Raw genomic sequence first — 21688 nt, 5'->3', positions numbered from 1 at the left:
TCCCAGTACCGATCTACATAACTGCTTCATACATTCGACCTCCCTGACGATGTGCGCAGTCTAGGGCAGCGGAGTTAAATTGCCACTACCCCCAGTCAGACAAATCAGCATTTTTTGTAGGCCTTTGCCGAAGCCTTCGCCGGATCACGTTATGATTGCCGACCTCCAAGGACTCAGGATCAAGGACACGTCATGCACATTGGTTTTCTGTCACCCCTGGCACTGGCCCTGCTCGCCGGTCTCTCCCTGCCGGCACTCGCCAGCTCCGACGACTCGTGCTACCCCGACTGGAGGGTCTCGCGGGACAGCCTGGACACCTGCAACAACCTGCCGTTCCTGAGCCCCGGCAATGACAGCCGAACCAACCTGCGCCTGTTGCTGGCCGACAAAAAAGCCGCGCCCCTGGCGCCGAACGCCTTGAGCGAGGACGACCTGTCCCAAGGCTTCGGTCCGGTGCCGTTCCCGGTGTACCGCCTGGTGCCGATCGCCGCCGCGCCGGCCGAAGCGGATAACACATCGCACACCTCGCCCAGCGCCGAACTCGACACCCTGCTCCAGCCTTTGGGCATCAAGCGCGACGAATACAAATCGGCGGGGGCTGACTTCCTGAATGGCGAAGGCAGCCGCTGCCGCAGCAACGACGATGACAGCGCCACCGCGTTTATCCGCCAGGTGCTCAAGGCCGACATGCCGGCAGCCGAACGCGAGCTACTGGTGAAGGCGCGTTTGCAATTGCTCACGGCCTGTTCTTGGGAAGGCCAAGTGCTGGATGCACAGCAGATCCAATCCAGCGAAGGCCAATTGTTCCGCACTTATCTGCAGGCCGCCGCCGACTTCTATAGCGGCCGTTTCAGCGACGCCGAGCGCGGTTTCGCCGGCGCCAGCACCAGCAATGTGCCCTGGCTGAAGGAAACCGCGCTGTACATGACCGCGCGGACGTCACTGAACCAGGCGCAGGCCGACGCCTTCGACGAATACGGCATGCCGCAACTCGAGCATGTGGATAAGTCCGCCCTGAGCGACGCCGAGGAAGGCTTCCTCGGTTACCTGAAGACTTATCCACAGGGTGATTACGTCGCCTCCGCCCGTGGCCTGCTGCGCCGGGTGTATTGGTTGGCGGACGATCAAGCCAAGCTCGCCGAGGCCTATGCCTGGCAACTGACCCAGGCCACCGACGCCCAGCGCAATGTGTCCGTGGATGAGCTGGTGGCCGAAGCCGACGTCAAGCTGCTGATGGTCAACGGCAAGGCAGTCCAGAACCCGATGATCCTGCTCGTCAGCGACCTGATGCGGATGCGCGCTCACACGCCGCCGGCCCTCAGCCGCGCCGATCTCGATCAGCAAAAAGCCGTGTTTGCCGACACGCCGGCGCTGTTCGACTACCTGCAAGCGGCGTATGCCCTGTACGTCGAGCATCAACCCGACAACGCGTTGAAACACCTGCCCCAGGACGTGCCGTCGAACCCGGATTACTTCGCCTTCAGCCAACAGACCCTGCGCGGCCTGGCCCTGGAAGCCAAGCAAGACTGGAAAGCCGCCGAAACCCTGTGGCTGCAACTGCTGCCGCTGGCCAAGCAACCGCTGCAACGCGACCAGTTGGAGCTGGCACTGGCGATGAATTACGAACGCAGCGGCCAGTTGGCCAAGGTGTTCGCCGCCGATTCGCCGATCAGCGCCAAACAGGTGCGCTACATCCTGCTGCGCCACATCGCCGGGCCGGACTTGCTGCGCCAACAGATCGCCCAGGCCCATGACCCGCTGGAGCGCCAGACCGCCCAATTCGTGCTGCTCTATAAAGACCTGCTGCGCGGCCAGTTCGCCACCTTCGACGACGACCTCAAGCAACTGCCGGCGTCGGCCCCGGACGACAAGCTGGGCACCAGCCTGGGTTATGTCTACAGCGCCAGCCAGACGTTGAAACTGTTCCAGTGGAACGGCGAAAAAGCTGAATCCGGCTACGTCTGCCCGAGCATTGCGCAAACCGCCGCGACCTTGCAGAACGACGCGAAAAACCCACAAGGCCTGAACTGCTTCGGTGAGTTCATCCTGCGCAACAACCTCGACGGCATGCCCCTTGAACAGGCACGCGCCGCCGGCAGCCTGGGCAGTACGCCATCGGACTTCAAGGGTGACACCTTCTCGCGGCTCGACGGCTACCAACAGGTGATCGGCAACCCCAAGGCGCCGAAAACCGACAAAGCCTACGCGCTGTTCCGCGCCATCAACTGCTACGCGCCCGCCGGCTATAACAGCTGCGGCGGCGAAGACGTCGCACCGGCCGTGCGCAAGGCCTGGTTCCGTCAACTCAAGACGGGCTTTGCCGACACGCAGTGGGGCAAATCCCTGCAGTACTACTGGTGAAACCGCTGTGGCTCGGCTTGCTGTTGCTGGCAAGCCCGGCTTTCGGCGCGGTCGACGCCCGCGACTATGACGCCTTCTGGCTGTGGAGCGGGGTCACGCCGCAGCCGGTGCTCAAGCAGGCAAACACCCTGTACATCCTCCAGGGCCAGATCAACGCCACCCGCCGCGCGCCCCAACGCGGCGTGCAATTGATCGCCCAGGGCATAAGCGTGCCGCGCATCACCCAGGGCGACATCTGGCTGGTCTACCGCGCCCACACCCTGCGCTGGCCGGACCGCGTCTACACCCAACTGCTCGGCCAGGTACAACGCTGGCGCGACGCCGGCAACCCGGTGATCGGCATCCAGATCGACTTCGACGCCCGCACCCAGTACCTGCACGAATACGCCGACTTCCTGCGCGACCTGCGCCAGCGCCTGCCCGCCGACCTGCGCCTGAGCATCACCGGCCTGATGGACTGGAGCAGCAACGCCGACCCAACCGCCATCGCCCGGCTCAACGGCGTGGTGGATGAGGTGGTGGTGCAGACGTATCAGGGGCGCCAGAGCATCCCGGATTACGCCGCGTATCTGCCACGGATGAATCGGCTGGGGCTGCCGTTCAAGATCGGCTTGATCCAGGGCGGGGAATGGACGGCGCCGGGGTATTTGAAGGGGAGTGAGTGGTTTCGCGGGTATGTGGTGTTTTTGCGCAACCCCTGATCAATCCTGACGCCCAATTAAAATATGCAAGAAGCCATGCGTCTTTGCTCCAACGGAGGCCCGGGCTAACCTCGACCCCTTTCTAAATCTTCGCCTCGCAGGAAATGACGAGAAGATTTTCCCATTTCAGCGTCGAACGTCCGTCAACGGGTAGACCGACTCCCAGCCGCCGCCCAGCGCTTTATACAACCCCACCATCGCCAACGACACGCCGGTAGAGCTTTCCACCCACTGCTCTTGCGTGGTCAGCAGCGCGCTTTGCACGGTGAGTACGTTGACGAAATCCACCACGCCTTCGACGTACTGGTGTTGCGCGGTGGACAGGGCGATCTGGTTCTGGCGCACCGCTTCGGCGAGGCTGTCGCGGCGCAGTTGGCTGGTGTTGTAGCGGGTCAGTTGATCGTCGATTTCATGCCAGGCACGCAGCACGGTGTGTTGGTAGGCCAGCGCGGCTTCCTGCTGCTGGGCTTCGCGCAGGTTCAACATGCCTTGCAAGCGCCCGCCGTTGAACAGCGGCAGGCTGAATTGCGGGCCGAAGGCAAATGCGCGGGAGCCCCAGGAGCCGAAGTCCGACAGTTGCATGGCCTGGGAGCCGAGACTGCCGGACAGGGTGATGCGCGGGTAGAAGTCGCCCCGGGCCACGCCGATGCTGGCGGTGGCGGCGTGCAGGCGCGCTTCGGCCTGGCGGATATCGGGGCGGCGTTCGGCGAGTTGCGAAGGCAGGCCGATGGCAACCTGACGCGGGGTCTGCGGCACGGCCGCGTCCCTGGACAGTTGCGCATGCAGGGCTTGCGGCGGTTCGCCCATCAGCAGGCTGAGAGCGTTGATCAACTGGTCCTGGCGTTGCTGCAAATCCGGCAGGCGCGCTTCGATGGCCGCAACCTGGGCGGCGGCTTCAGCCACGTCCAGGTCCGTCGCTACACCGTCAGCCAGGCGAAGTTGCGACAGTGAGAGGCTGCGGCGGGCGACGGCAAGGTTTTGTTCGGTGACGGCGCGGGTGTTCTGCACGCCGCGCAGTTGGATGTAGTCCTGGGCGGTCTCGGCCAGCACCGACAGCAACACGGCGCGGCGGTCGTTTTCGGCGACGTGCAGGGTGGCGTCGGCGGCCTCGGTTTCGCGCTTGACGCGGCCCCAGAAGTCCAGTTCCCAGGAGGCGGAGAAGCCCATGTCCCATTGGCTGAACGCCGAGCGACCATTTTCGCCAGAAGGGTCGCTCAAGCCTTTGCCGCTGTTGCGTTTGCGCTGAGAGCCACCCGTGGCATCGACATTGGGGTAACGTTCGGCGGTGATCACCTGGCGCAGGGCGCGGCTTTGTTGCAGGCGGCTGCTGGCCAGTTTCAGGTCCAGGTTATCGGTGAGGGCGCGACGGGTGAGGGCCGACAGTTGCTCGTCATGGAACACGTCCCACCAGCGCTCTTGCAGCGCATCGCTGACCGCGCGACTGGCCGCCTGACGGCCCTGGGGTTCGGCCCATTGCGCCATGGGCAGGCCTTGTGGCCGCTGAAAATCCGGGCCGACGCTGCAGGCGGTCAGGCTGATGAGGCTCAAGGTAAGCCAGGCGACCTGTCTCATTGCTGGGCCACCTCACGCTGTTGCGCGACGGACCGGGTGTCGACGCTGGCTTCCACCGACATGCCGACGCGCAGGCGTTCGGTCAGCGCTTGGTGGGGTTCGAGGACGATCCTCACCGGAATGCGCTGCACCACCTTGGTGAAGTTGCCGGTGGCATTGTCCGGTTTGACCGCGGCGAACGTCACCCCGGTCGCGGGTGCCAGGCTTTCAAGGTGACCGTCGAGCAACTCGCCGTCGAGGCTGTCGACGCGCACCTGCACGGCCTGGCCGGCATGCATATGGAGAAGCTGGGTTTCCTGGAAGTTAGCGACCACGTATGCCTCGGCCAACGGCACCACCGCGAGGATTTTGCTGCCCGGCGTGACGTAGGCGCCGACCCGCACCGCGCGTTCGCCGACCATGCCATCCAGCGGCGCGACGATGCGCGTATAGGACAACTGATAGCTGGCCATTTCCAGAGCGGCCTGGGCGCGTTTGAGTCCACCGGCGGCGGCGTCGCGCAAGGCGCTGAGGATCTCCACCTGCTTGCGCTCGGCCGCCAGCACCGCCGTGGCATTGGTCAGGCGCGCGGTGGCCTGGTCGATGCGCGTCCTGGCTTGCTGGGCGTTCTGCACAGTGCCCGCACCGACACCGGCGAGGTGGTTGTAGCGGTTCAGTTCGTGTTCGGCGAAGGCGACTTCGGCGCGCTCTGCCGCCACCGTGGCCTGGGCCTGGGTGATCACCGAGCTTTGGCGCTCAAGGGTGGCGGTGGCGTTTTTCAGTTGAGCCTGGGCCACCAACATATCCGCATCGGCAGCCTGGGCGGCGGCGCGAAAATCGCGGTCGTCGATCAGCGCCAACAACTGGCCGGCCTTGACGCGCTGGTTGTCTTCCACCAACACCTCCTTGATAAACCCGGCCACACGGGGTGCGACCAGGGTGAAGTCGGCGGCGACGAAGGCGTCATTGGTGGTCTGGCGCTGGCTGCCCAGCAGACCCGGCACAGCCTGGTACAGCAGCACACCGACGGCGAACACAGCGATGGCGGAGACAGCCATTTTGTCTTTGCGTTTCATGGAAAGTCCTTAGGGCTCGGTGAGCAATCAAGTCGGCGCGCGGGGCGGAAAAATCCGCGTGGGCATCCAGAAAATCAGCAGGATCAACGTCGCCGCGACAACCGCCATGACGTAATAGAGATCCGAGGAAGTGAGCACCACGGCCTGCGCGTGCAGGCGCTGGGCCAGGCCCGGCGCGTCGCTGTCGGCCAGTGGCGAGTTGCCCAGGCGGTCGACCAGCACAGTCGAGTGGAAATGCAGGCGCCGGGTGGTCAGCACATCGAGAACGGCGGTGGCGATCACGGCGGCCAGCCCCTTGACGGTGTTGAACCAGGCCGAAGCGAACGGCCCGTCCGCCGGTTGGATGCTGCCCGTGGAGAGCATCAGCAGCGGCAACACGGCCATGGGTTGGCCGAAGATTTGCAGCAGATACAGGCCATAGAAATCGTCGCGCACCCACGCCGACGTCAGGTGCACACTGCCGATGCAAGACAGCGCCAACAGGCCCAGCCCGATCCCCAGCACCCAACGGCAATCGACCCAACGCAGGTTGCACATCGCCGCCACCAGCGGCAGCGCGATCAATTGCGGCAGCGCCATCAGCAACATCAGCGGCGCGGTTTGCAGCGGCCGGTAACCCTGAATCTGGGCAAGGAAACTCGACGGGATGATGATCACTGAGGTCAGCACTATCAACACCCCCGCGAGCACGATCAGGGCAAACGCTAAGTTACGCAGGCCAAGCATCTGCAAATTGAAAAACGGCATCGGGTGCGACCATTCATTGAACATGAACAGCACCAGCAACAATGCGCCGCCGCCCAGCAAGCCGGTGATCAGGCCCGACTCGAACCAGTCCAGGCGGTTGCCCTGCAACAGGCCGATCACCAGCATGCAGATCGCCGGAAAACCCAGCAGCAGGCCGCGCCAGTTGAACTGCTTGAAGCGCTCCAGCCGCAGCGGGTCTTGTGGCAGGCCGTAAGCCACGGCGGCCATTGCCAGCAGGCACGTCCCGACGATCTGCCAGAACGCCCATTGCCAGCCGACGTATTCGGTCCACAACGCCGCCAGCGGCGTACCCAGACTCGGCCCGAAGGTGGCCGTGAGCGCGTAGCCGGCCAGGCCATACAGTTTGACGTTGGCCGGCAGAAAACGCAGCGCCACGGTCATCAGCATCGGCGGCAGCGCTCCGCCCGCCAGGCCTTGCACAGTGCGCAACAGCAGCAGGCTTTCGTAGTTCGGCGCAAACGGACACAGGATGCCGAGCACGGTGAACAGGCCGATGGCGCATAGGGTGAAACGGCGCAGAGAAAACGTCACCGAACACCAGGGCGCAAACGCCATGGCCGCTACGGAAGTGGCCGTGTAGGCCGCGACCAGCCAGGTGCCTTCGTCAAAACCGATGTACAGCGCGCCACGGATATCGGCGAGGGCGACCTTGGTGACCATTTCGTTGAGACCGGACACCAACACCGCGAGCAAAACGCCGACCAGGCCAACGATGATACGCGGGCCGAACACGGGCGGGCTCGGGGCAGTGGGTTTGGCCGCGGCCAGGGGGGCCGGGGCAGCGAGGGACGTCATGAACAGGTAACTCGGGATGAGAAATACCCGAGTAGTTTAATCGGGCACATTCATGACAAAAAGTTACATATCGGAAGGTTATAAGTGCGCCGAACGCAATCCTGGGCTCACCCCTTCCACCCTTGATCGTGCATGCTTAAAGCCTGGGCAGGCTGGGCTTCCAACCAGGTGGCGTGGCAACTCTCGCGCAGGGTTTCGCGCAGCCATTTGTGGGCCGGGTCCTTGTCGAAACGCGGGTGCCAGAATTGGGCCAGGACCAGGGTCGGCAGGGAAATCGGCAACGGGAACACACGCAACGGCAACTTCAAGCGATTGACGCTGTAGAGCGCTTCCTTGGGCACCGGCAGCAACAGGTCGGAGTCGGGCAACATGAACATCGCGCCGTGAAAACCCGGGGCGATCATTGCCACGTGGCGCTCCAGGCCCAGGGCATTGAGCGCAGTGTCGATCGGCCCTCGGGCGATGCCGCGTCGCGAGATGCTGATGTGGGAATAGCTGGCGAACCGTGCGGCGGTGATCTCCTCATCGAACAAGGGATGATCTTCCCGCGCGAGCCCGACGAAGGTGGTGGAGAACAGGTTCTGCACCTTGACTTCGGGACTGGCGGGCAGGGTATTGCTCACCCGCAAGTCCAGGCGCCCTTCGCGCAGCGCTTCGTCGTCGGTATCGCCTTCGGGCACGAAGCACAGCTCGCATAACGGTGCCGAACGCTCCAGGGTGTCGAACAGACGACCGCCATACACACCGATGAAAAAGTCGTTGGCCCGCACGCTGAAGCGCCGGCGCAGGGTGCTCAGGTCGACCTGATCCGCCGAACGGAACAGCAGCGCCGCCTGTTCCACTACGCTGCGCACCTGGCCCTGCAACGCCAGCGCCTTGGGCGTCGGCACCAGGCCACGCCCGGCGCGTACCAGGATCGGGTCACCCACCGCCTCGCGAATACGCGTGAGGGTGCGGCTCATCGCCGCCGGGCTGAGGTTCATCCGCCGCGCAGCACCGACCACGCTGCCCTCGTCGAGCAATGCGTCGAGAGCGACCAGCAGGTTCATGTCCGGTAGTTGCATGCCAAGCACTCGTGATCGATAGGGAGTGAACTGGGCGCAATCGTAACAGGGATGTCGCGTGGGGCTACAGCATCAACGCTGCATGCCCCAACGCTTCACGGTGAGCCGCTCGAACGTGTCGAACACCAGGTTTTCCACCAGCAAGCCGATCAGGATCACCACCGCCAGCCCGGCAAAAACCTTATCGGTGTACAGCTCATTGCGGTTCTGGAAGATGTACCAGCCCAAGCCACCTTTACCGCTGGTGGCGCCGAACACCAGCTCGGCGGCAATCAGCGTGCGCCAGGCGAATGCCCAGCCGATTTTCAGGCCGGCGAGGATCGACGGCAGTGCCGCCGGGATCAGGATGAACAGCACGAAGCGCATGCCCTTCAACCCGTAGTTGCGACCGGCCATGCGCAGGGTTTCGGACACGCCGAGAAACCCCGAATAGGTGTTGAGCGCCAACGCCCACAACACCGAATGCACCAGCACGAAAATCAGGCTGTTCTGGCCCAGGCCAAACCACAAGAGCGCCAGCGGCAACAGCGCAATCGCCGGCAGCGGGTTGAACATCGAGGTCAGGGTGCTGAGCAGGTCGCGGCCCAGTTGGGTCGAGACCGCCAGTGTGGTCAGGGCAAATGCCAGCACAATGCCGATCAGGTAACCCTTGATCAGCACCACCAACGAAATGCTGACTTTGCTCAGCAGCTCGCCACTCAGAAGCCCGTCGTAGAGCGCGTGAAACGTCTGCAAGAAACTCGGCAGCAATAGGTCATTGTTCTGGTAGCGCGCGACCGCTTCCCAGAGGATCGCGAGCACGATCAGGATCAACCCTTTGCGCAACCAGCCTTGTTGCCACACGCGTTGGCGCAGGGGCAGCTCGCGCTCCACGGGGACGCTGAGCAGCGGTTCGAGGGTGACTTCATATTCCTGGCGCATGGGAGGGGCCCTTCAGTAAGCGATGCGGATATCGGCGAAGCCCAACTCACGTTCGGCTTCGGGGGCTTCATCGAACAGCAGGCGATGAATCCTTCGCGCCGAGGCCTGGAATTGCGCACCGCCAAGGCTGTGCAGATCGTATTGATGGCTGTGGATTTCCGCGCGCACACGCCCAGGATGGGGCGACAGCAACAGGATGCGATTGCCCACCACCAGCGCCTCTTCGATGGAGTGGGTGACGAACAGCAAGGTGAAACGCACCTCTTCCCAGAGCCGCAGCAACTCTTCCTGCATCTTGCGGCGGGTCAGCGCATCGAGGGCGGCGAAGGGTTCGTCCATCAACAGGATTTTCGGCTGCATCGCCAGGGCGCGGGCGATGGCCACGCGGGCTTTCATGCCGCCGGAGAGAGTGTGCGGATAGGCGTCGGCAAAGGCACTAAGGCCGACTTTGTCGAGGTAGTGCAGCGCGCGTTCTTCGGCGTCCCGCCGCTTGAGGGTGTTCGACGCCAGCAGCGGGAACATGACGTTTTGTTTGACGGTTTTCCACGGCGGCAACTGGTCGAATTCCTGGAACACCACGATGCGGTCTGGACCGGGCTGTTCGACCCTCTGCCCCAGCAGGCGGATCTCCCCTTCGCAAGGCTGGATAAACCCGGCGATGGACTTGAGCAAGGTGGATTTGCCGCAACCCGACGGGCCGAGCAACACGTAGCGGTCGGCCGGGTCGATGTCGAAACTGACTTGGTGCGTGGCCCGCACCACGCGCTCGGGGGTGCGGTATTCGAGGCTGACGTTATCCACCGCCAGCAGCGCAGTGGCGGTGGGCAGGTTGCTGGCCGTGTGGCCTTGCAGGGGCGCGTTCATCTCAGCTTCCTTGCAGGGGCTTGGCGTCCTGGAAGAAGTAGTCCTTCCACGATTCCGGCTTGTTCTTGATTGCGCCGACGCGGTAGAGGAACTCCGCCAGCGGGTAAGTGTTTTTCGGCGTGACACTGAACTCGAATTGCGGGTTGTCGATGATTTTCAGCAGCTCGGCACGGTCGATCTTGGCCTTGGTCACGCGGATGTAAGTGTCGGCGGCGGCGCCTTTGTCGTGCTGGGCGAACTGCGCGGCTTCGGTCAGCGCATCGACGAATGCCTTGTAGGTTTTCGGGTTGTCGTTACGGAATTTTTCAGTGGCGAACAACACCGTCGGCGAGTTCGGGCCCAGCAGGTCATAAGTGTTGAGCACCACATGCACATTGGGGTTCGCCAGGGCCTGGTCCTGGAACGGCGGGTTGGAAAAGTGCCCGGTCAGCTCGGTACCGCCGGCGATCAGCGCCGCCGTGGCGTCGGGGTGCGGGACGGCGACGGTGTACTGATCGAGGCGATTGAATTGCTTGTCGCCCCACTGCTTGGCAGCTGCGTATTGCAGGAAGCGCGACTGCACCGACACACCCACCGCCGGTACCGCGATGCGGTCGTTATCGGTGAAATCGGCGATGGTCTTGACCTTGGGATTGTTGCTCACCAAATAGTAGGGAAAGTTACCGAGGGAGGCGACGGCCTTGACGTTCTGCTTGCCGCGGGTACGGTCCCAGATGGTCAGCAGCGGCCCGACGCCGGCACCGGCAATGTCGATGGAACCGGAGAGCAACGCATCATTCACGGCCGCGCCGCCGGAGAGTTGGGTCCAGTCGACCTGGATATCGAGGCCTTCCTGCTTACCGTATTTTTCGATGAGGTGCTGGTCGCGCACCACGTTGAGCAACAGGTAGACGATGCCGAACTGCTCGGCGATGCGAATCTCACCTTCAGCCTGCGCCACCGTCGGGGCGACGAGGCTGCCGGCCAGCAGGCTGATACCCAGGCCGAACGTGGCGGCCAGCCGCGCAAATGGAATGCTTCTGGACATGGTCATGCTCCGAATCAGAAAGGCGCGTCGCCCTGGATGGTGGTGCGGTACAGCTTGCGGCGCAGATGGCTCGGGCAACCGGTAGCCAGGTGGATCAGCGAGCGGTTGTCCCAGAACACCAAGTCGTGGGGCTGCCAGTGGTGGCGGTAGATATTGTCCGGCAGCACGCTGTGGGCGTAGAGCTGGGCCAGCAGGTCGCGGCTTTCGTCTTCCGGCAGGCCGACGATGCGGGTGGTGAAGCCTTCACTGACGAACAGCGCCTTGCGGCCGTTTTCCGGATGGGTACGCACAATCGGGTGGACCACTTCGGCGACCTGGGCGAGCTGCTCGGGAGTCAGTGTCGGGCGCCAGCTGCCTTCGAATTTGGTTTCGCTGTAACGCGCGGTGTAGGAATGCGCAGCGCTGCGGCCGTGTACGGCGTTGCGCAGGTGCTCGGGCAAGTGGTCCCAGGCCTTGTGCATGTCGGCAAACAGGGTGTCGCCGCCTTCGGCTGGCAGTTCCCGGGCATGCAGCATCGAGCCCAGGCTGGGCAGTTCTTTATAGGAAAGGTCCGAATGCCAGAACTTGCCCGCATCGCCCAGGCCGATGGCTTGGCCGTTTTCGATGATGTTGGAGACAATCAGGATTTCCGGGTGGTTGGCCAGCAGGAACTGCTTGAGCACATGGATCTGCAGCACGCCAAAGCGACGGCTGAAGGCGATCTGCTGGTCGGGGGTGATGCGCTGGTCGCGAAAGACCACCACATGGTGATCCAGGTGCGCGCGGTGAATGCGGGCGAAATCCTCGTCATTGACCGGGCGGGACAAATCCAGGCCGATGATCTCGGCCCCCACGCTGCCGGGGAGTGGACGAATCTCGAAGGTTTGGGCGTTAGGGATCGCTGCTGGAACAGTAGAGGTGGCTGACATGAATTCACTCCCGATCGGACAGGAGAGTGACTTTATAGATATAAGAACTGTATTTTAAATACCGTTAGAGAATATGCATAGACAGGAATGCACCGACGAAACCCTGCGTTGGGCGGCGGGAATGGAACAAACGATGGCGGTGAAGTGTTCAATGCAGGGCAATCCGACACCTCCGTGTAAGACAGCGCAAAAGCTCGATGTGGGCACCCAGAGTGGCGTGTTTAGCCGCTTACAAGCCGAAAACCTTGCTCGTTTGACAAGCCTGTAGGCAATCTCTAGTGTGCATTGGATCCAATAAGCCATTGCCATTCTATGAGGAGGCTAGCGTAGCCGTGACGCAAAAGCCGAGCCCTTTGAGCAGTATCAAGGTCAGCGGGCCTATTCCCGCCCATCTTGCTCGTTCCGTAATCGAAGAAACCTTGCGCAACGCCATCCTCGATGGCCGATTGCCTTGTGGTACCGCCATGCGCCAGCAGGAGCTGGCCAGCCTGTTCGGCGTCAGTCGCATGCCCGTGCGTGAAGCCCTTCGGCAGCTGGAAGCCCAGTCGTTGCTGCACGTCGTGACGCACAAGGGGGCGGTGGTTGCACCGCTGATCGAAGACAATTCGGCCGAGACCTACGCCCTGCGCATGCTGCTGGAGTCCGAAGCGCTGCGCTTGTCGATTCCGTTGCTCAGCGCAGACGACATTGCCCAGGCCGATGCCTTCATCACGGCGCTGGAACAAGAGAAAGACTATACCGAGATCGGCCGGCTCAACCGCCTGTTCCACATGGCGCTGTATGGCAAGGCCCCCAACCGGCGGCTACTCACGTTGGTCGAACACGGTTTGAATGAAGAGGAGCGCTTCCTGCGTTTCAACCTTGAGGCGATGGGGCTCGGCGAGACGTCCCAGGAAGATCACCGCGAACTGCTGAGCCTGGTGGCGCAGAAGAAGGTCGACGAAAGTATCCTGACGTTGCGCAATCACTTGATGCGAGGCATGGAGGTCATCAGCACTTACCTCAAGGGCCTTGAGGCGACCGGCAACTGAACTTTTCCAGCCTGCTTCACCGATCAAGCATTGCGGGGCGACCTTCGCTGTTGGCAGAACCTGCATCAAGACGCCCCGGTTAAAACTATTCGACTGCGTAATGCCTGCTAATGTTCGAGAAACTTCCCACGTTTAATAATATAACTTACCCACAATCGGAATCTTTTCGAAAAAACATCTAATACATTTATAAGCTCGCCCAAACGTTTAATCGGCTTATTATCTTTCCTCAATAAACCAAGCACCTCAACAGCTTGCACGAACCCTTGTTTGGGCAGCGCTGCGCGCGCTGCTTGGCTAAACGTTATCTGTCCGCTTTTGGGCTGCAAAAGCCCAGCACTGTTTTCAGAGCAGTCGCAACAACTTATAGGCATCAACTATGTATCAAGGTTTACTTAAACAAAAAAAACTGCAGTTATGCAGCCATCCGTTATTTGAAGAAATAACTTCACTTGGCAAGTTACAAATCTTTATGGAAAACCATGTATTTGCCGTTTGGGACTTCATGAGCCTCACCAAACGCCTGCAACGGGACCTGACCTGTACGCAATTACCCTGGCTCCCGCCGACCGACCCGCAAGCCGCCCGCCTGATCAACGAAATCGTGCTGGGCGAAGAGTCGGACGAACACCCCCGGCGCGGTCATTGCAGCCACTTCGAGCTGTACCGCGAAGCCATGCTCGAAGTGGGCGCCAGTACCCACGCCATCGATACGTTCATCACGCTGCAACGTCGGGGCGTCGAGGCCAATGCCGCCCTGGGCCAGGTCGATGTGCTGCCCGGCGTGGCCCGCTTCGTCGCCAGCACGTTGCACATCGCGTTGAATGCGCCCACCCATTGTGTGGCCGCCGCCTTCCTGCACGGCCGCGAAAGCATTATCCCGAGCATGTTCGAACGGCTGTTGCAGGGCAGTGAGATCATCAGAAGCCAGGCGCCAACCTTGGGCGAGTACCTCAACCGCCACATCGAACTGGACACCCAAGACCACGAGCCAGGGGCGCAGAGGATGCTCCAGGGCCTTACCGACAACGCACCCGAGCGCCAGCAACAGGCGGCTGAAACCGCGGTCAACGCCGTGGAAAACCGCATCAAGCTCTGGGACGACGTACACACCTTGCTGCAACAGGTGCGCCCATGAACATCAGCGCCTACCGCTCCATCGCCGAAGACTGGGAACGCCGCGCCACCATCCGCACACGCCCTCGCCGCCTGCTGGAAAACGACGACAAACTGATCTACCCGCTGTGCCGCCAGCCCCTGGCGCTCAGCGCGACCTTCCTTGAACATTGCCCGCAGTGGCGCGACTTCGTGCTGTTGCAAAGCTTCTACAAATTCATCAATGACGTGGTGATTTTCGAAACCGAGATCGTCGACAGGACCGCGCGCAACATCGCCAAGAACCGTTTCGCCCTGCCCTTCCCCCTTGTGTGTCGCTACGACGCGATGACCGTCGTGGTGGACGAGGACTATCACGCCCTGGTCGCGCTGGACTTCCTGCAACAGACCGTGAAGATGACCGGTATATCACCGCTGGATCTGCCCGGGCAGATCGAACTGAGCCGCGCCCTGCCGGCGGCGCAGGCGCAAGCCCCGGCGCACCTGCGCGATGCGGTGGAATTGATTGCCGTAGCCATTGCCGAAAACACCGTGACCCATGACGTAGCGGCGTTTTCCAGGGACGACAGCGTCAAGGCCTCCATCCGTGGCTTGATGGCCGATCACCTGTTCGACGAAGGGCGCCATGGGCAGTTCTGGACACGCCTGGTGCGCCTCTATTGGCAGGCGGCAAGCCCGGCTGACCGCGACAGCATTGCGCCGGTCTTGCCCATCTTTCTGGCGCATTACCTGACTAACGAGCTGCAAAAATCCTTCGACCTGCAACTGATTGATCAGTTGGACGTCAGCGCTGACGTTCGCCATGCGCTGCGGGCCGACATGGCGGCACTGGAGTTCCCCATCACCCGCCACCACCCGCTGATCGGCAACATCATGGGCTTTCTGCAACACAGCGGTTTGCTGCAGACACCGAGCGTGGCCCTGGCATTGGCCGACTATCTGCCGGTGGCCGGGAGAGCGGCATGAGGCGCCTGACAATTGGATGGTTGGGTATCAGCCGTGCCCTGGATGCGGTGAGGGTGGAGCTGGAACAGTATGGTCATCTGTCGGGGCATGACGCTGCCGACCTGGTGATCGAGGACGGTAGCGAGTCACTGCCCGCGCACCTGGCCGCCGCTCCACGCATCAGCCTGCGCCTGGGCGTCGGCCCGCTGACGGAGCATGGGTTGCCGCGGCTGCAGTTACGCGCTTATGCCGCCGGCCAATGCTTGCTGGCCGTGCTGGACCTTGCCGACGCGCCCAGCGGCAATGGCCAGCGACTGCGCCTGCAAGCGACAAGCGCGCTGGTGGAATGGGTCGCCGTGCTGGTCAGCGGCTTCGCCCGCGACCCGGAGTATTGCCCCGCCGCGGCCGGCATCAATGCCTGGCCCGAACACAGCTTGCAAAAGCTGGAGGCACTGGCGTTCGTGCATCGGTTCAATCACACCGCCGATGTGCAATTGCTGCAGGCAGCGCAGGTGCCGATAATCGAACGACTGCAAGCCAGCCTGCTCACCTTCGCCGCACGACCGGCGCTGAACATTGCCGGCCGTGTGCTGACCTACCGACAATTGCACGCTCAAGCACGGGCGATCCAGCAACGCCTCGGCCCACTGCTGGAAGGCCTCGAGGTACCACCGGTGGTCGGGGTGTGCCTGGAAAAAACAACGGCGTTGTATGCCAGCATTCTTGCGGTGCTGGGCTGTGGCGCGGTTTACCTGCCACTGGCACCGGATCATCCGGCGCAACGCCAACAGGCCATGCTGGACAGCGCGGGAGCCAGGCTGTTGCTGGATGATGGCGGCCACCCACTGCGCGAGTACTTCGTTTCATTGGATGTCAGTGCGCTCGATCAGCACGACACGTCACCGTTGCTGCAGCATCGCCCCTCCCCGGATGCACCGTGCATGGTGCTCTTCACCTCGGGCACCACCGGTCGCCCCAAAGGCGTGTTGCTGAGCCAGAGCAACCTGGCCCATTTCACCGCCTGGTTCGGCGGTTGCATGGGGCTGGACGAGCAGAGTCGGGTACTGCAGTTCGCTTCGTTGAGCTTCGACGCCTCGCTGATGGATATCTTCCCCAGCCTGATTGCCGGCGCCGAGTTGATTGTTCCAAGCGAGGCGCAACGACGCGACCCGCAGCAGCTGGTAGAACTGATCCGCCAGCAGCGGCTCACCCATGCCTTCCTGCCGCCGGCGCTGCTGAGCATCCTGCCGCTGGACCAACCGCTGGGCCTGACGCACCTGCTGACCGGCGGCGATGCCTGTGAACCCTATGTGATCGAACGACTGGCCGGCCAATGCCAGTTGCACAACCTCTATGGCCCCACCGAAGCCACGGTGCTGGTCACCCATCGCACGTTGCGGCCCGGGGACAGCAATCGCAACGCCGGCCGTCCCATCGCCAACAGCCAGGTGCTGATACTCGATGAGCATTTGCAGCCAGTGGACGAACAGGTGATGGGCGAGCTGTACATCGTCGGGCCGGGCGTGAGCCTGGGGTACTTGAACGCAACACAACTGCACGACGACCCTTTTGTCGAACTGGTACTGCCGGGAGGACAACCCGTGTGCGCCTACCGCAGCGGTGATTACGCAAAGTGGACCGGCGACGGCATCGAGCTGGGCGGGCGTCGGGACGAGCAAGTGAAGATTCGGGGGTTTCGAGTCGAACCCCAGGAGATCGAACAGTGCCTGCGTGCCAGCCGCCTGTTCCGCCAGGTGGCGGTGCTGATCGACGGTGATCGCAGGATTCGCGGTGTGGTCGCCCAGCCGGAACCGGGTGCCACGATGGACGACCTCAAGCAGCATGCACGGCAGTGGCTGCCTGATTACATGCAACCCGAGCGGTGGATCGAACTCGCCGGCCTGCCTTACGCGAGCAACGGTAAAGTCGATCGCCAGGCCTTGTTGCAACTGCCGGTGCAGCGCCCTTCGAATCACACCGCAAAGGCCGCGCAAACGCCGCTGCAGGTTGAGCTGTTGGGGCTGTGGCATGAGTTGTTGCAGCTTCCCACGGGCACGTTGTCCATCGATGACAGCTTCTTTAACGTCGGCGGCCACTCCATTTTGCTGTCGAGCCTGCTGCTGCGGGTTCGCGAACAATTTGGTCGCAGCCTGCCCCTGAACAGCTTTTTTGAAATGCCGACCATTCGCACGCTCGCGGCGCTGCTGGAGGACGGCCCGCGCGCTGCCGCACCCGTCGGCCAGGCGGTTCAAGACGCACAGCGGGAACCGGCTTTTGAGGTGCTGCCCGAGGACCGCGCCGGTGATCGCCGCAAAGTGATCGTGACGGGGGCCAACAGTTTTATCGGGGTCCACATTGTCGAAGCCTTGCTGGCCGGCGGTGCGACCGAAGTAGCATGCCTGGTGCGGGAACTGCCGAACCAGCCGGCAACGGTACGGTTCACCCAGGCGTTGCAGGAGTACCGCCTGGAACATCTGGACCGGAGCCGGGTGCAGGTGTACGCCGCCGATGTCAGCCAGCCTGGCCTGGGCCTGGCCGCCGAGGTGTACGAGCGCCTCGCCAGGGACTTTGGCGTGCTGGTGCATAACGCGGCGCGGGTCAACCATGTGATGGACTACGCGTCGCTGGTGAAAGACAACGTCGACCCGGTACTGGAATGCGTGCGCCTGTGTGAAACCCACAGCAAAAAAGTCTTCAACTTCATCTCGACACTCTCGGCATGCAGCGCCATCGACGCCGTGGGACAGGTCCTCGAGTCGCCTGCTGCGGCGACACCGCCGATCTACATCAAGAATGGTTACAACCTGTCCAAATGGGTGGCCGAGCGGCTATCGGCGCGCGCGCTGGAGCAAGGTGCCTGGGTGAATATCTATCGTCCGGGCAATATCAGTTTCAACAGCCAAAGCGGTGTTTGCCAACCACAGAAAAATCGCCTGATGCTGATGCTCAAGGGCTCGCTGCAGTTGGGCCTGGTTCCGCGGTTAGCGGTGAACTTCGACCTGATGCCGGTGGACTTTTTTGCACGCTTCATCGCGTTCCACTGCGCTCATTTCGCAACCGGGCGCAGCGTGTACAACCTGCATAACCCACAACCCCTGAGCTGGGAGCAGTACCTCGATGCATTCCGCGACGCCGGCTACACATTCGAGCGGGTCAGTGTCGCGCAGTGGCAACGGCAACTGCGAACGGTGGGCCGCGAAAATGCGCTGTTTGGCGTGCTGGGTTTTTACCTGGACGGGTTGGGTGAAGACATCGGCGATACGTCGATGATCCGTCACGACAACGCACGCCGGGGCGTGGAAGAAATGGGTAAGCCGTACCCCGAGAAAAGCCCCGCGCTGTTAGGCAAAGGCTGCGACTACCTCAAGGCCATCGGCTTTCTCTGAACCGCCTCAGGACAACCTCATGAAACCGTTGCAACCCGATACATTGATCCGCAACCCCCGGGGCACACCAGTGGTGGCCTCTGTCGTAGTCACCTGCGAGGCCGCCAGGCTGTGGGGCTTGGTGGGGGACTTTGCAGGCTTTGATGCGTTCATTCCCGCCTTGTCGCACATCGAAATGACCGGCACCGGCGTAGGCGCTTTACGCACGAAGTATTTCCACGATGGCCATTGTGCGGTGGAGCAGCTCAACAGCCGTGACGAAGAGGCCATGTTCATGACTTGGACCACGGTCTACAACACCTTGGGCGTGGCCCGCTTGTGGGCGGCAATGCGTGTGGAGCCACTTGGCTGCGGATGCTCCAGGGCGACCTGGACGCTCATCGGCGAACCGGTCGACACCGCGCAGGAAGGGTTCGAACACTTTATGCAGAACTTCGCCGACGGCGCACTGGAAAATGTCCGACAAATGCTCGGCTAAGCAGTAGGAGCGAGAGGCCTCGCTCCTATGCCGTTGAGGTCAGATCTTGAAACTGTCGACCAGTTGTTTCAAGCGGCTGGCCTGTTGAGACAACGCGTCACAGTCCTTCAATGTTTCATTGAGGTTGGCCACGCCTTGCTGGTTCAGCAGGTTGATCTGGTTGATGTCGACATTGAGGGTTTCCACCACCGCGGTCTGCTCCTCGGTGGCAGCGGCGACCGACTGGTTCATGCCGTCGATTTCAACAATCCGCTGCGTCACGCTGATCAGGCGCTCACCGGCCTGGTTGGCGACTTCGACGCTCTCTTCGCTGGAGGTCTGGCTCGCGTTCATGGTGGTCACCGCTTCACGCGAACCCACTTGCAGCGAAGTAATCATTTTGTGGATTTCCTCCGCCGACTCCTGGGTACGGTGAGCCAGGTTGCGCACTTCATCGGCGACCACGGCAAACCCGCGACCCGCTTCCCCGGCACGGGCGGCCTCAATCGCGGCGTTGAGCGCGAGCAGGTTGGTCTGCTGGGAGATACCTTTGATCACATCGAGAATGTGGCCGATGTTATCGGTGCTGGCGTTCAAGGTTTCGATCTGGGTGCAGGACAGGCTGATCTTTTGCGACAGTTCCGACATCGCCAGGATGGTTTTCTCCACCACTTTGCGCCCATCGTCAGCCTGCTCGCTGGCACCACTGGCGTGCTGGGAAGCGTCAGCGGCGTTACGCGCGATTTCCTGGGTCGCGGCGCCCAGTTCGTTGATTGCCGCCGCTACGCTGTTGGTGCGCGCGCTCTGCTCGTCAGAACCGACGATCGAAGCGTTGGACGACGCCATTACGCGCTGGGACAAGTCATGCACCTGGCGTGTTGCCGAGGACACCTCGGAAATCGAGGCGTGGATACGCTCGACGAACTGGTTGAAGGCACTGCCTACCTCGCCAAACTCATCTTTGCTGGTCACGTCCAGGCGGCGGGTCAGGTCACCCTCACCCTGGGCGATGTCCTGCATGGCAACGCCCATGGTGGTCAACGGCCGCAGCAGTACTTGGATCAGCAAGCTCAAGAGCACCGCAATCGCCACCACGGCAATCAGCATGGCAATCAGCGCGGAGGTGCGGAATTTACCCAGGGGTGCGTAGGCTTTGTCTTTATCAATCGACAAGCCGATGTACCAGTCCGCACCTGGCAAGCCGGCGATCGGGGTGAAGGACAGAATGCGATCCTGACCGTTGAGGACAACATCCTGGTTAAGCTTCTCGATGCGGACGCTGGTGCCTGGGTAGATGTCCTTGAGGTTCTTCATCACCTGGCCCTGATCGGGGCTGACGATGACCTGACCGTCGCCGCTGACCAGGAACGCATGGCCGATGCCGCCGAAGTCTACCGAGTTGATGATCTTCACCAGCGTTTGCAGGCTCAGGTCACCACCGACCACGCCCAGCAACTCGCCGTTCTTTTTCACCGGCATGGCGATGGTCACGATCTGCCCACCCACGGCTGCCATGTAAGGCGGGGTCAGCATGGGTTTGTCAGCCGCCACGGCTTGCTTGTACCAAGGACGCTGGCGCGGGTCATAGCCATCGGGCATTTTTGCGTCGGGGCGTTGGGTGAACACGCCGTTGGTTTGGCCGACGTAAGTGAACTGGAAGTTCGAGGTGAGTGCGGGCTGATCAACCAAGCCTGGAAGATCTGCAGTACTGCCCTGGTGGGCCATGTTTTGTGCCAGGTTTTCGAGTATCAACACGCGGCCACTGAGCCAGTTCTGCACACTGCTGGCGGTGAGTTCTCCGGATTGCTGGATGGACGACTCCAGGTTCTGTTTGATGGTGCTGCGCTGTAAGTAATCGTTGTACAACGTGAATAACGCGAAGGCCAAGACCACGACGCCTGACGCGGCCAACAGAATTTTATGACTGAACTTTAGATTCATTTCATCGACTTCTTTTGCCAAAGGGGGGGAGCGTGCTGGGTGGAACATTCCATGTAACGCCTGGGCAGACGCTTGATCTGCTCCAAATCGGTGCACGCATGGCTCGTCAGGCTTTCGGCCAAATGAAGTGGAATCTTAAGGTTTTGTCAGAAAGATCCTCTTTTTGAGTGGGAAACAGACCGGCGGTACAAGCAAGGCGTCCGAAACTGCAAAGTCTTGCAGTTTTCGAGGACGGATGAGCATCGATCAGATGCAGGGAGTCAGCTGAGCAGATATGCGACCGAAGCAGACCTCTTAAACGACAAAACCCCTGTCTGCGCAAGCAGACAGGGGTTTTGGAATTTAATCTTGACGATGACCTACTCTCACATGGGGAAACCCCACACTACCATCGGCGATGCATCGTTTCACTGCTGAGTTCGGGATGGGATCAGGTGGTTCCAATGCTCTATGGTCGTCAAGAAATTCTGTGTACCAGACCGTTGCCTTGGCAACGCTCCAGTGAAATTCGTGGACTTCTACTAAAACAAAACCCCTGTCTGCGCGAGCAAACAGGGGTTCTGGAATTTAATCTTGACGATGACCTACTCTCACATGGGGAAACCCCACACTACCATCGGCGATGCATCGTTTCACTGCTGAGTTCGGGATGGGATCAGGTGGTTCCAATGCTCTATGGTCGTCAAGAAATTCGGGTACTGAGTCGTGGCCTGTTGGCCTCGCTTCAGCAAATTGGGTATGTGATAGCTTTCGGTGTTTTGTAAGAGTCGAACTTT

Annotated in this window: 16 protein-coding genes and 2 rRNA genes; 7 read left to right on the top strand and 11 right to left on the bottom strand. The window is 61.7% G+C overall.

Annotation, left to right across the window (positions count from 1 at the left end):
- Nucleotides 1–192: 192 nt before the first annotated feature.
- Complete coding sequence (locus JN756_RS00725; RefSeq protein WP_201021696.1) at nt 193–2361, top strand: PA5441 family protein; 2169 nt, start codon at nt 193–195, stop codon at nt 2359–2361.
- Nucleotides 2358–3062: a DUF3142 domain-containing protein gene (locus JN756_RS00720; protein WP_046385125.1), complete on the top strand. Its 705-nt coding sequence runs from the start codon at nt 2358–2360 to the stop codon at nt 3060–3062. Before JN756_RS00725 ends, JN756_RS00720 begins: the two co-directional genes overlap by 4 nt.
- Before the next feature lie 126 nt (nt 3063–3188).
- On the opposite strand, the gene JN756_RS00715 is transcribed toward JN756_RS00720, so the two are convergent.
- The 8 genes from JN756_RS00715 to JN756_RS00680 form a co-directional block, all read right to left on the bottom strand.
- On the bottom strand, nt 3189–4634 hold the full coding sequence (locus JN756_RS00715; protein WP_201021695.1) for an efflux transporter outer membrane subunit: 1446 nt from the start codon (nt 4632–4634) through the stop codon (nt 3189–3191).
- On the bottom strand, nt 4631–5689 hold the full coding sequence (locus JN756_RS00710; protein ID WP_201021694.1) for an HlyD family secretion protein: 1059 nt from the start codon (nt 5687–5689) through the stop codon (nt 4631–4633). The genes JN756_RS00715 and JN756_RS00710 overlap by 4 nt, the downstream gene beginning before the upstream one ends.
- Before the next feature lie 27 nt (nt 5690–5716).
- Nucleotides 5717–7252, bottom strand: coding sequence for an MFS transporter (locus tag JN756_RS00705; RefSeq protein WP_201021693.1), 1536 nt, complete (start codon nt 7250–7252; stop codon nt 5717–5719).
- Between the two features lie 107 nt (nt 7253–7359).
- Nucleotides 7360–8316, bottom strand: a complete 957-nt coding sequence (locus tag JN756_RS00700) for a LysR family transcriptional regulator (protein WP_046385129.1) — start codon at nt 8314–8316, stop codon at nt 7360–7362.
- A 72-nt stretch (nt 8317–8388) separates the two neighbouring features.
- Nucleotides 8389–9237 carry an ABC transporter permease gene (locus tag JN756_RS00695; protein WP_057006034.1) on the bottom strand — a complete coding sequence of 283 codons (849 nt, stop codon included), beginning with the start codon at nt 9235–9237 and terminating at the stop codon, nt 8389–8391.
- Between the two features lie 12 nt (nt 9238–9249).
- A complete protein-coding gene (locus tag JN756_RS00690) occupies nt 9250–10101 on the bottom strand; it encodes an ABC transporter ATP-binding protein (RefSeq protein ID WP_201021692.1) in 852 nt (283 codons plus the stop codon).
- Between the two features lies 1 nt (nt 10102).
- Entirely contained in the window at nt 10103–11128 is a 1026-nt protein-coding gene (locus JN756_RS00685; protein WP_201021691.1) for an ABC transporter substrate-binding protein, read from the bottom strand.
- A 14-nt stretch (nt 11129–11142) separates the two neighbouring features.
- The gene (locus tag JN756_RS00680) at nt 11143–12036 is read right to left on the bottom strand and encodes a TauD/TfdA dioxygenase family protein (RefSeq protein WP_057006036.1); all 894 of its coding nucleotides are present in this window, start codon (nt 12034–12036) and stop codon (nt 11143–11145) included.
- A 332-nt stretch (nt 12037–12368) separates the two neighbouring features.
- Between JN756_RS00680 and JN756_RS00675 the strand changes: the two genes are divergently transcribed.
- The 5 genes from JN756_RS00675 to JN756_RS00655 all read left to right on the top strand — a co-directional run bounded on the left by JN756_RS00675 (nt 12369) and on the right by JN756_RS00655 (nt 18992).
- The gene (locus tag JN756_RS00675) at nt 12369–13067 is read left to right on the top strand and encodes a GntR family transcriptional regulator (RefSeq protein ID WP_026139846.1); all 699 of its coding nucleotides are present in this window, start codon (nt 12369–12371) and stop codon (nt 13065–13067) included.
- 379 nt (nt 13068–13446) lie between these two features.
- Complete coding sequence (locus JN756_RS00670; protein ID WP_046385135.1) at nt 13447–14205, top strand: DUF3050 domain-containing protein; 759 nt, start codon at nt 13447–13449, stop codon at nt 14203–14205.
- Nucleotides 14202–15149, top strand: coding sequence for a diiron oxygenase (locus JN756_RS00665; RefSeq protein WP_169886196.1), 948 nt, complete (start codon nt 14202–14204; stop codon nt 15147–15149). Before JN756_RS00670 ends, JN756_RS00665 begins: the two co-directional genes overlap by 4 nt.
- Nucleotides 15146–18514 (top strand): amino acid adenylation domain-containing protein, encoded by a 3369-nt coding sequence (locus JN756_RS00660; protein WP_201021690.1) that lies wholly within the window; start codon nt 15146–15148, stop codon nt 18512–18514. Before JN756_RS00665 ends, JN756_RS00660 begins: the two co-directional genes overlap by 4 nt.
- Nucleotides 18515–18533: 19 nt before the next feature.
- Nucleotides 18534–18992, top strand: coding sequence for an SRPBCC family protein (locus JN756_RS00655; protein ID WP_079442569.1), 459 nt, complete (start codon nt 18534–18536; stop codon nt 18990–18992).
- A 39-nt stretch (nt 18993–19031) separates the two neighbouring features.
- Here the strand turns inward: JN756_RS00655 and JN756_RS00650 are convergent, their stop codons facing one another.
- The 3 genes from JN756_RS00650 to rrf (JN756_RS00640) all read right to left on the bottom strand — a co-directional run bounded on the left by JN756_RS00650 (nt 19032) and on the right by rrf (JN756_RS00640) (nt 21599).
- Entirely contained in the window at nt 19032–20912 is a 1881-nt protein-coding gene (locus tag JN756_RS00650) for a methyl-accepting chemotaxis protein (RefSeq protein WP_046385139.1), read from the bottom strand.
- A gap of 346 nt (nt 20913–21258) precedes the next feature.
- A 5S ribosomal RNA gene (gene rrf / locus JN756_RS00645) occupies nt 21259–21374 on the bottom strand.
- A 109-nt stretch (nt 21375–21483) separates the two neighbouring features.
- A 5S ribosomal RNA gene (gene rrf, locus JN756_RS00640) occupies nt 21484–21599 on the bottom strand.
- Between the last annotated feature and the right edge of the window lie 89 nt (nt 21600–21688).

The sequence above is a fragment of the Pseudomonas sp. Y39-6 genome (assembly GCF_023651955.1).
Lineage (GTDB): Bacteria > Pseudomonadota > Gammaproteobacteria > Pseudomonadales > Pseudomonadaceae > Aquipseudomonas > Aquipseudomonas veronii.
This window is presented reverse-complemented; position numbering and strand designations above follow the sequence as displayed.